The sequence below is a fragment of the Bacteroides sp. AM37-9 genome, from assembly GCF_003603455.1.
GTDB lineage: Bacteria > Bacteroidota > Bacteroidia > Bacteroidales > Bacteroidaceae > Bacteroides > Bacteroides xylanisolvens.
Map to the genome: position 1 here is coordinate 90,954 of NZ_QTNF01000011.1, position 11,160 is coordinate 102,113.

General features: G+C 41.0%; 8 protein-coding genes. 5 read left to right on the top strand and 3 right to left on the bottom strand.

What is annotated here, in order from left to right:
* Positions 1-44: 44 nt before the first annotated feature.
* From DW862_RS09745 to DW862_RS09755, 3 genes are all read right to left on the bottom strand, one after another.
* Positions 45-1,175 (bottom strand): retron St85 family RNA-directed DNA polymerase, encoded by a 1,131-nt coding sequence (locus DW862_RS09745; protein WP_120067966.1) that lies wholly within the window; start codon positions 1,173-1,175, stop codon positions 45-47.
* A 207-nt stretch (positions 1,176-1,382) separates the two neighbouring features.
* On the bottom strand, positions 1,383-3,590 hold the full coding sequence (locus DW862_RS09750; RefSeq protein ID WP_009039698.1) for a DUF5686 family protein: 2,208 nt from the start codon (positions 3,588-3,590) through the stop codon (positions 1,383-1,385).
* Positions 3,591-3,758: 168 nt separating this feature from the next.
* The gene (locus DW862_RS09755; protein ID WP_008645685.1) at positions 3,759-4,583 is read right to left on the bottom strand and encodes an Rpn family recombination-promoting nuclease/putative transposase; all 825 of its coding nucleotides are present in this window, start codon (positions 4,581-4,583) and stop codon (positions 3,759-3,761) included.
* Between the two features lie 1,119 nt (positions 4,584-5,702).
* Between DW862_RS09755 and DW862_RS09760 the strand changes: the two genes are divergently transcribed.
* The 5 genes from DW862_RS09760 to DW862_RS09780 all read left to right on the top strand — a co-directional run bounded on the left by DW862_RS09760 (position 5,703) and on the right by DW862_RS09780 (position 11,140).
* Complete coding sequence (locus DW862_RS09760; RefSeq protein WP_074707492.1) at positions 5,703-6,176, top strand: hypothetical protein; 474 nt, start codon at positions 5,703-5,705, stop codon at positions 6,174-6,176.
* 139 nt (positions 6,177-6,315) lie between these two features.
* Complete coding sequence (locus DW862_RS09765; RefSeq protein ID WP_120067969.1) at positions 6,316-8,505, top strand: glutamine synthetase III; 2,190 nt, start codon at positions 6,316-6,318, stop codon at positions 8,503-8,505.
* 116 nt (positions 8,506-8,621) lie between these two features.
* The gene (locus DW862_RS09770; protein ID WP_004315458.1) at positions 8,622-9,323 is read left to right on the top strand and encodes a Crp/Fnr family transcriptional regulator; all 702 of its coding nucleotides are present in this window, start codon (positions 8,622-8,624) and stop codon (positions 9,321-9,323) included.
* A 34-nt stretch (positions 9,324-9,357) separates the two neighbouring features.
* On the top strand, positions 9,358-9,912 hold the full coding sequence (locus tag DW862_RS09775) for an RNA polymerase sigma factor (protein WP_004315457.1): 555 nt from the start codon (positions 9,358-9,360) through the stop codon (positions 9,910-9,912).
* A 67-nt stretch (positions 9,913-9,979) separates the two neighbouring features.
* Positions 9,980-11,140 (top strand): FecR family protein, encoded by a 1,161-nt coding sequence (locus DW862_RS09780; protein WP_120067972.1) that lies wholly within the window; start codon positions 9,980-9,982, stop codon positions 11,138-11,140.
* The last annotated feature ends 20 nt before the right edge of the window (positions 11,141-11,160 follow it).

The window sequence follows — 11,160 nt, forward strand, 5'->3', positions numbered from 1 at the left end:
GTTCGAGTGATCCTGTCTAGTAGATTCAGGTGACAGGAATTAGATCAATACCCTTTCTCCAAACGTTTCAGAGCAGCAATAGAATCGGATACATAGCTATTGTCCGGTTCTATTGACCGCCAATAACAAAGCTCTCCAATCAACCGTTTCAGATAGACAGGATCACTCGAACCAATCCGTCGCTGATGTTCTGCCAAACCTTTCGTCAGGATGAAATAGACATTCTTTCGGATTTCCCTCTTTCTGGCTTTAGGGATAGTCAGTTTCACACCGGAAGAGATGGACACTCCCGTGATAATCTTTCTACCATACTCATTGATGAAACGGGTCTTTTTATGATTCGGTTCGAATTTCTCATCACGAATGATTTGTTTAATACGAGGAATAATCTGCTCTTTAGGAAATACATCTCCCGAAAAAGTCAGGTCATCGGCATACCGGGTATAAGTCAATCCGTATTCCGCTGCCAATGCCGCCAACTTCCTATCCATCTCATAACTAACGATATTACTTAACGACGGACTTGTAGGCGCTCCCTGCGGCAAATGTCTGTGCAAACAACACAACGTTCCCAATACTTTAGATACATTTTCCGGATAACCGATCTTCTCAAATGTCTTTTTCACTCTCGGACTCCGTATAGAAAAGAAAAAATCATGAATATCCATTTTCAACACATACCGCTTTCCTAAATGAGGATTGGCATTGTCGACTACAGAATGACCGTTCCGGAAACCTACCGCTGCCGGATGAATCATCGTTACAGGTGATAATATACGAGAATTAATAGTCGCTTGAATGGATTGCATTGTTTTGTTAGGAGCAGAGATCATACGATACCCTCCTTTTCTTTTTCTCATCCAAAATTCCCGGTAATGTACAGAAACGTTTCGTAGTATTTCCTTCAATTGTCCCGTTTCCATTCCCAACAGATTGGCACACCAGACGACAGCCGATTCATCATACTTTTGAACATACTGTGCTCTTGGAACTGTCGCTCCCAAAGCATGCCTAAGCCAGGCTCCATGTTCCCATTTTACTTTAGTAGTCTTTTCTTCCTTACTACCGTCTGTCGCTTTCCATCTTTTATACCCCTCTTGTTTTCTGCTTGAGGAAATCATCTTATAAATCAGAAAACCTGTGACAATAAGTATCGTTATTAGAATTCCGTCCATTTTGTATTATGTATATAAACAAAGAGAAGAGAGGATGAGTTATTTACTAAAATAAATTTAGGTATTTATACCTTAGAATTTATTTTCTAGGAAAAACACCTGTGCTTACGAGGCGACTACACCTCTTTGATGCTAAATTCGGCCCTCATCCTCTCTTATACAAAGATAAGTATAATCTTTCGATAAAACAACCGGAACGGGGAAAAACTATCGGTTGAATAACTCAAACGTGAACTTACAGCCTATTCCTCCGAATTTCCAGTTTTCGCTGCTTACGAAGACTCCCACGTCGAAAATATGCGTACCGATGCCATATCCGACTTCCAGATAAGGTTGAAGATGCGGCATAGAAAGTGCACTGATGTAAATACGTTCATTCTGCACATAACGGGTGTACTTCATCAGATGCCGGAGAATAAGGAACGGAGCTTCGTAGGTGAAATGTCCCCGCACATAACGACGGGAGGAGTTATACCAACGTGAGTCAAGCACCTGAAATACTCCGCCGATTTCATCATTCCAGCCTACGGGAAGATTATGGCGGGAGAAATTGGCAAAGTCTACAAAATACAGTTCATCCTGATTGGTGAATGCCCCGAATCCGAAACGATAATAAATATTACGCATCAATCCCATCCGGATTTGATGCTGAAGGTCAAACTCTATTCTTTCATATTCGCCCGTACTTTTAAATACTCCTTTAATTCCCCGTTCATAATCGACCGAGAAGGTTGGATAGATAGAATGCAAGTTTATCTTTCGCTTTCCGTTCATATAATAATAGAGTCCCGGCGTCCACTCTATCCGGATGCGGGGAGCGAAACTGATATAAGTGTTCTTGAATTTATCCATAAACTCCGGGGGCGGCATCGGATAATCACCGGTAATCACAAAACGGGAAGGCTCTACGGCTGTTCTTTTATGGGCAGAGAAACCCAGACCGATATCCAGTCCGTTGACTATCTCAACTGTATGGCGGAAGTTAAAATACAAGTCCTTGAAATAATCAAGATGAATTAAATCGAAATTAAAGATACTATCCGGCATGGCTTTCAGTTCGTCGAGCACCTTACTGCTATAAATACGGTTACCATTACCCACATTCAACCGGAAGAATCCCCGTTTCTGCGGCCAGTATTCAAAGTCGGCATTCAACGACCAGTAGAACTCTTTACGCGTAAAGTTGTATCCGAGTTTCGGCACAATACGAAGTAATTTATCCCCTCTGAAAAGACGGTTGTAACGGAAATCCTGTCGATAAGACAAACCGTTGCTTCCGCTATAACTGAATAAAAGCGGATTTATAAACGGAGAGAACCGTACGCTTCCGATATTGGACAAATTGAATTTATAATCTTCTACCATCAAATCGCCCATTGTTCCCCAAAAGGCCTGACTCTTGGATGGCTTTTGTATGGTAGCCGTGTCACGTCTAAGCGCATTGTCGAAATATAGTTTTTTCTCGCTCTCGTTCAAAGGGATCGGACGCATGATAGCAAAGGTAGAGGCGTCCGTCTTATAAGCATTCGTATCACACTGTAAGGAGAAAGATTCCGAAAGATTATATTTCCTCTTCTCTTTCTTGCGTACCTTCTTTTCTTTCAGTTCGATGGATTTATAATCTAAAGAAGCTGTATAATTACCATCTACCTTATTTCCGAGGAATTTGAAAAGGGCTTCTACATCATAACGCACCGGCAAGAATTCATTTTTCTTGCCGACATCTCCCATCTGAATCCAACAGGTAAATGTTATCAGTTCCGATCTTCCCGAAAAACGGATTTCACGAACACTCCAGACGTTGCTGCTAACCACCATATATCCACCTACCAACTGATCGCTCTTGGTACGGGGAATAAAGCGGACTCGATAATCCAGATTATTAGGATCTCCCATCACACTGTCTATCTGGTATTTATAGTATTTCTGTCCGTTTTTAGCCAGTGGTGATAACAAGCGTTCATCATTCAGCAGAGACGAAGAGTAGATATTTACATTAAAGTATTCGAGCAAGCCCGGCAATCCCCTGTTTCCTCTCACCGTTCCCTGGGAGGCTTTTACTTTCTGGTCGTAAATATTGGGAGCCGTATAATGCAGGTCACTGTACGTTTCAAGCAGATATTCGCGAACACCCTTTTGCAAACGAAACATGGAAGGCACATAACGGAGAATAAAATTCTTCTTCTGAATGTCCATCTTACCTTTTATATATAGGTTCGCGCGATAATCGCTGACTATCGTTTCATACAAAGGCGCAAAGGTCATCACACGTTCTATGATGGAGTCGGCAGAGATTTCCTGATGGGTATAAGGATTCATTATATAATTATTGGCTGCCCCCTTTGATATAAAAGAGAACAGACACAATATGCATCCTATCAATATTTTATCTCTCAATTGTCGTATCTCCTTCATTAACGTAGGCAAATATAAAAAAGAATATCGAAAAGCAATGGAATTAAGCTACTAAAAAGAGTTATCAGGGGAAGGAAGCTTTTCACACTTGATTAATATAAATATAAGAATAAACAAAAACGACTCATGTTTGAATGCATGAGTCGTCTATTAATAATAGGAGAAAGGTTATAATTTCTCTATTTCTTCTTTCGAAATACCCGTAGATTTTATGATAATATCATTATCCACCCCTAATTCTTTCAATTTACGGGCTGTTTCTCGTATACCTTTTTGTATACCTTTTTGTTCTGCAAAGTCCAACGTATTAAAATAATCGTTGTAAACTTTCCATTCTTCCTCGTACTGCATTCTTTCCTCCTGGGTCATATTCGCTTTGGAGGCTAACTTTTCCAGTCGTTCAAAAACGGCTTTACGAGCCTTGAAAGGCATTCGATCAAGTGTATCCATGTGCTTTAATATATAAATCCAGCGTTCAAAATCATTTTCACATTCATCCTCTTCTTTATTAAAGTTCGGCAATTCAATAAAAATCTGCCGGAACTTACTATTGAAAAGCTTACCTGTATCCCTGTCAGAAAGGACAACATCCGTTCTGATTTTAGAGGGTATATCCTTGTCCATCACGAAGTTCATGAAGAACACTCCGTACACAGCATCTAATTGAAAGTTCCAAATCCCTTTTCTCGCTTGTTGGGTAATAGCCCTAGAGAGATAGAAAAGGGCACGGTCTTTAAAGTAAGGCTGTTCCCGGTTCTGCATTTCTACGATAATATGTTCCCCCGTATTGGTTCTACAATATATATCATAGATAAGTCCTCGTTCTGTTTTTACTTCCGGCTGCTGTTCGTTGTTTAGGAACTGGATGTCGGTAATTACATGCTCTCCTACGAGCAAATCATTCAAGAAGTCGATTAATAACTCCTTTTCTACCTCTCTGCCGAATAAAAACTTAAAGCCAAAATCGGTAAAGGGATTGATAAATCTTCCCATTATTTCTTGTATCTCAATTATAGAACAAAGATAGAGTTTTTTTGTTGAATAGTGTCAAGTATGGGATAAAATAAAATAAAACCAATACCTAACATGAAGTATATGGTTTGATACTACGCAATATCGACTCTATATCACGATTTTAAAGTTGATTTATGAATAGACAACTAGAGTCGTCTGTTCGGTCAACTAAAGTCAGCGACTTAGACAACTGCAGTCGGCTGTATGGTCAACGGCAGTCGGCTGATACCATGTTAACTATTTCAATCTGTTATCCGGTCATATTCATCTTCTTATATCCTTCCATATAAAGAAACGCCTAAGCTTTTGTTTGAACTGGGGGGCTTTTCGTTAGAGTGTGAAGGATGTGAAAAGCTAAAACGAGGTCATTAAATCACAGCAAACATCTGTCATACTACAACTTACGAGTCTGTGAAACTTGTGGAAGGCAAAAGTAAACTTTTATTTCTAAGTTGACAGAGAAGTTGATATACTTTATTTTACCATGATTTTTGAAAATAATCAAACCACCGCTAGTTTGATTCATAACGGTGCATAAATGAACTAAATGATAATTTTGCGGAGTGCCCTGAAAGGGCTTAATTATATAGCGTAGGGCAACGCCCTACGAAAAAAACACCCCAGCCACAAGCCCTGAAAGGGCGGAACTGTATACAATTATGCCCTTTCAGGGCGCAAATTCAGATTGTCGTTTTTACGTAGGGCGTTGCCCTACGCTATATAATTAAGCCCTTTCAGGGCACCCCAATAAATATATAATTGTAAGGCTTTCAGCCTAACTGCTAAATTCTCATTTAATTAAAAACTGCATAAAAAAGAGAAATACTTACTCTTACCTTTTTATTTCTCCTTTTATTTTTGACAAAGAAGAAAATTGTCGTATCTTTGTGATACTCTTCATATCAACCAGGCAGGGAACCTGCCTCGTTTTCGTGGCAGGCATTTTTATGCCTGTCCTGATGCTTCATATGGCGGTTTCGTACCCCCGTGTGGAGTGTTAATGCACCCACTGCCTGGTTGGTGAAGAGTAACGGGAAAGGCGGAACCGCTCTTATTTCATAGAAAATCTTCGCCTACCACCTTATTCATAATTATATTATGGAAACAAAACAAGTTACCGTTCAACCAGCGGTAGGAGGCATGATAAAGGCTTCCAAAGATTCATTTGTTATTCCTAAAGAAGAATTAAAGGATTTCTACCTTAAATTCGCTTTCCTCCTGAACCCGGATTCCTGCTCCGTAAACCGCACCGAATTCGAACTATTAAACATTCTGCTGAAAGACCTGAAAAAAATCTTGGCAGCATTGACTCACCTCAACACCCATCCTTGGGATGAAGGCATCGCAGAAATCCAAATTTCATGCGGTGTTTACTCCCTACAAGATAACTTGAGCAAAGAAAAACGTATGCAAATGAACACCTCTACGGGTAAACACCTACAATTTCTCACCCAAATGGCTATGGACAGTCCAGTATTCAAACAGTTATTCAGGAACTATCACAACCATTATATCCAAGTGGAAAGTTTGGTTAAACAGATGGCTAAAGAAATGGACCAACAGAAGCAATAAGAACAGAAGTTGGAGAATCAACAGAGGGGGTATCTTTAGAAAAATACATTCATTTCTAAAAATACCCCCTTTAAAATAGGGGTACTTTCAGAAAAAACATATAATTTTGCGCCATCAACCGATAAAAAGTAGACCATTTATGTCAAAAATGCGTTTTTTTGCCTTACAAGAGCTTTCCAACCGGAAACCTCTGGAAGTAACTGCTCCTTCCAACAAACTCTCTGATTATTATGGTAGCCACGTGTTCGACCGCAAGAAGATGCAGGAGTATCTTCCCAAAGAAGCCTACAAAGCTGTAACCGATGCTATCGAAAAAGGTACGCCTATCAGCCGCGAAATAGCAGATTTGATTGCTAACGGCATGAAAAGTTGGGCCAAGTCACTCAACGTCACTCACTACACACACTGGTTCCAGCCTCTGACAGACGGAACAGCCGAGAAACATGACGGTTTTATCGAATTCGGCGAAGACGGCGGAGTAATCGAACGCTTCTCCGGAAAACTACTGATCCAGCAAGAGCCGGATGCCTCTTCTTTCCCTAACGGCGGTATCCGCAACACTTTCGAAGCACGAGGATATACAGCCTGGGATGTTTCTTCACCGGCATTCGTGGTAGACACCACTCTTTGTATCCCCACTATCTTCATTTCTTATACAGGTGAAGCACTGGATTACAAAACTCCATTATTGAAAGCACTTGCCGCCGTAGATAAAGCAGCAACGGATGTCTGCCAACTATTCGACAAGAACATCACACGCGTATATACCAATTTAGGATGGGAACAGGAATATTTTCTAGTTGACTCTTCCTTATATAATGCACGCCCCGACCTCTGCCTGACAGGACGGACACTGATGGGACACTCTTCCGCCAAAGACCAACAGTTGGAAGACCACTATTTCGGCTCCATCCCTCCACGTGTCACGGCATTTATGAAAGAACTTGAAATTGAGTGTCACAAACTGGGTATTCCCGCCAAAACCCGTCATAACGAAGTAGCCCCCAACCAATTTGAGTTAGCCCCTATCTTCGAAAACTGCAACCTTGCCAACGACCACAACCAGCTTGTTATGGATTTGATGAAACGTATTGCAAGGAAACATCACTTCAATGTACTCCTGCACGAGAAACCATACAGCGGAGTAAACGGTTCGGGCAAGCACAACAACTGGTCGCTCTGCACCGACACCGGCATCAACTTGTTCGCCCCCGGAAAGAATCCGAAAGGAAACATGTTATTCCTCACTTTCCTGGTAAACGCCTTAATGATGGTTTATAAAAACCAAGATTTACTGCGTGCCTCCATCATGAGCGCCAGCAACAGCTACCGTTTGGGAGCCAACGAAGCTCCTCCCGCCATTCTCTCCTGCTTCCTGGGTTCACAACTATCGTCCACTCTCGACGAAATTGTCCGCCAGGTAGGAAACGAGAAAATGACACCGGAAGAAAAAACTACTCTTAAATTAGGTATCGGACGTATTCCCGAAATCCTACTGGATACTACCGACCGTAACCGCACCTCTCCTTTCGCGTTCACCGGAAACCGGTTCGAATTCCGTGCCGCAGGTTCGTCTTCCAACTGTGCCGCCTCCATGATTGCAATCAATGCCGCCATGGCAAATCAGTTGAACGAATTCCGCGCATCAGTAGAAAAACTGATGGAAGAAGGAGTAGGCAAAGATGAAGCCATCTTCCGCATACTGAAAGAAACGATTATCGCCTCCGAACCGATTCGTTTTGAGGGCGACGGTTATTCTGAAGAGTGGAAACAGGAAGCCGCACGCCGCGGACTGACTAACATCTGCCACGTACCGGAAGCCCTGATGCACTATATTGACAACCAATCCAAATCAGTGCTGATTGGCGAACGTATCTTCAACGAAACCGAATTGAACAGCCGTCTGGAAGTGGAACTGGAGAAATATACCATGAAGGTGCAAATCGAAGGCCGTGTACTGGGCGACCTCGCCATTAACCACATCGTACCGACTGCCGTTGCCTATCAGAACCGATTGCTCGAAAATCTTCGCGGACTGAAAGAAATATTCCCGGCTGAAGAATACGAAGTGTTGAGTGCCGACCGCAAAGAACTGATCCGTGAGATTTCCCACCGGGTCACTTCCATCAAAGTACTGGTTCGCGAAATGACCGAAGCACGAAAAGTTGCCAACCACATGGAGAACTACAAGGAAAGAGCATTTGAGTATGAAGAAAAAGTACGCCCGTATCTCGACCAGATCCGCGACCACATCGACCACCTGGAGATGGAAGTAGACGATGAAATATGGCCGTTACCCAAATACAGAGAACTGTTGTTTACCAAATAAAATGTCTACAAGATTGCACGAAAGCTCCCACTTTTGTGCAATCTTTTTATAGATTCGTTCATTTTCTCATTTTTTCTTTTTACTTTTGTGCTGTATAACACAGTTTTGTAGCACTCATGGTAAAAATGAATATGTCAGACATAGATATTTCGGAACCGTTATCCGATATGTTAGCTCCTTTAAATAACGAGCAAAAGGAGTTTCTGATGAACAATTATACGATACAAACCTACAAAAAGAATGAAACCATCTACTGTGAAGGAGAAACACCGTCTCATCTGATGTGCCTTATCAGTGGAAAAGTCAAAATCTTCAAAGATGGTGTAGGGGGTAGAAGTCAGATTATTCGCATGATTAAAACACGCGAATACTTTGCTTATCGTGCTTATTTTGCCAAACAAGATTTTGTGACTGCCGCAGCAGCTTTCGAACCTTCCGTTGTCTGCCTGATTCCTATGAGTGCCATTACAACTCTAATTTCTCAAAACAATGACCTGGCCATGTTTTTTATCCGCCAGCTTTCTATTGACCTCGGTATATCAGACGAACGCACCGTTAATCTGACACAAAAACATATCCGCGGACGCCTGGCCGAATCTCTCATCTTCCTGAAAGAAAGCTACGGTTTGGAAGAAGACGGATCTACTTTGAGCATTTATCTTTCACGCGAAGATTTAGCTAATCTCTCTAATATGACTACTTCGAATGCTATCCGCACATTGTCGCAGTTCGCTACGGAACGACTGATTACAATCGACGGAAGAAAGATCAAAATCATCGAAGAAGAAAAGCTGAAGAAAATAAGTAAGATTGGATAAGAAAATTCCTACCCCAGTCGCTCCACCCTAAATAGTGAACATACATATAGAAAATATAATTGCAGACATCAGACGTGGTAACAAACAGGCTTTCAAAAAGCTATTTGATGACTACTATCCTATTCTTTGCGTGTTCGCATCCCACTATATTGAAGACAAAGAAGTTTGCAAAGACATCGCGCAAGATGTATTGTTAGCTTATTGGGAACGGAAAGAAGATTTCGACGACATTTTGAAAGTAAAAAGCTTCCTTTATACCGTCACCCGAAATAAATGTCTGAATCACCTAAAACATGAACAATTAGATATTCCCAATTTTTCCGGACAGGAAGAATTCGATAGTGGCTTCGAAGCTGCCATTATCGAACAGGAAACATTCCACATGGTTCGCAAAGCGGTAGAAGAATTGCCTACCCAAATGCGGAATATCATCTTATACTCCATGAAAGGGTTAAAAAACCATGAGATTGCTGACAAATTGCAAATTTCAGAGGGCACTGTCCATACGTTAAAGAAATTCGCCTATCGCAAACTTCGCGAAAGCCTCAAAGGCATAAACTACACCTTATTACTATTTTTATGCAAATAAAGTAACTTTTTGATTACCCCGTTTTTCCGATTGGATTGTTTTACTTATATAACAAATCGAAAAAACGATGAATTCATTCAAAGAAAAATTTAAAATTGCAAAAATCCTTGCTTCTCTATTCACTCATTCGTCTACTCCCGAAGAGGAAAAAAACTATCATGCGTGGTTGGATGAAAATCCGGAGCATCAAAAAATAGCCGACCGGATATTAAATAAGGAAACGTACGAAGAAAACAGCCGGTTAATAAAAAACTTCTCTTCACAAAAGGCATGGGAGAAAGTCTACCCGCTACTAGGAGGCAATCAATCTGGTATTGTTTTTTCGTGGAAAAGGAGTCTGAAATATGCGGCTCTTATTTTGCTATTGATAATACCGGCTTCATTCCTTATATATAATTGGGCAGTCGGAGAACCAATCGGTGAAATTACTCCAGGAACCCATGGCGGAGAACTGACTCTAAGTAATGGCAACACCTTCAACCTTTTTGAGAATGTCCTTCCGGAGGGTGCAACTGAAATGTTCATCATTGACTCCAAAGGGATTAATTATCAAACTCCTGCCAACAAGCCCAAAGTGAAAGAAATCAAAAATACGCTTCGTACACTGCATGGTATGGAATGTCACATTGTCCTTTCAGATGGAACAAAAGTACATCTGAACGCAGAATCACAACTGACTTATCCGATTTGTTTCAGCGATAAGGAACGCATCGTACAGGTTGAAGGTGAAGCCTATTTTGATGTTGCTCCAGATAAAGCACATCCTTTTATCGTGCAAACACCACACACTTCTATTCGGGTGACAGGAACTTCTTTCAATGTAAGGGCTTATGCGGATGAAGAAGTGGAAAGTACTACACTAATTAGTGGAGCTATAGAGATTAACAGTGAAAACAAAGATTATGAATTGATTCCAAACCAACATTTCGTATATGACAAAAATAGTCGAGAAAGTACCGTATCTAACGTAAATACAGAATTATACACTTCCTGGGAGTCCGGATCATTCATATTTATGAATGTTCCTCTTGAGAATGTAATGTCATATCTTTCCAAATGGTACGGATTCACATACACTTTTGAAGACGATGCAGCCAGACAGGTACAAATCGGAGCTTATCTCAACCGCTATGCAAACATGAATCCAATTATCGACATGATAATGGAATTAAATATGGTAGACATAAAACAAAGAGAAGGTATACTGCACATTTCTTATAAACAATAACTATTAATACATATTATAAC

Excerpts from the sequence above, each read along its gene's own strand:
- DW862_RS09780 (WP_120067972.1), top strand. The coding sequence starts at position 9,980 with ATGAATTCATTCAAAGAAAAATTTAAAATTGCAAAAATCCTTGCTTCT.
- DW862_RS09750 (WP_009039698.1), bottom strand. The coding sequence starts at position 3,590 with ATGAAGGAGATACGACAATTGAGAGATAAAATATTGATAGGATGCATA.
- DW862_RS09765 (WP_120067969.1), top strand. The coding sequence starts at position 6,316 with ATGTCAAAAATGCGTTTTTTTGCCTTACAAGAGCTTTCCAACCGGAAA.
- DW862_RS09760 (WP_074707492.1), top strand. The coding sequence starts at position 5,703 with ATGGAAACAAAACAAGTTACCGTTCAACCAGCGGTAGGAGGCATGATA.
- DW862_RS09770 (WP_004315458.1), top strand. The coding sequence starts at position 8,622 with ATGGTAAAAATGAATATGTCAGACATAGATATTTCGGAACCGTTATCC.
- DW862_RS09745 (WP_120067966.1), bottom strand. The coding sequence starts at position 1,175 with ATGGACGGAATTCTAATAACGATACTTATTGTCACAGGTTTTCTGATT.
- DW862_RS09755 (WP_008645685.1), bottom strand. The coding sequence starts at position 4,583 with ATGGGAAGATTTATCAATCCCTTTACCGATTTTGGCTTTAAGTTTTTA.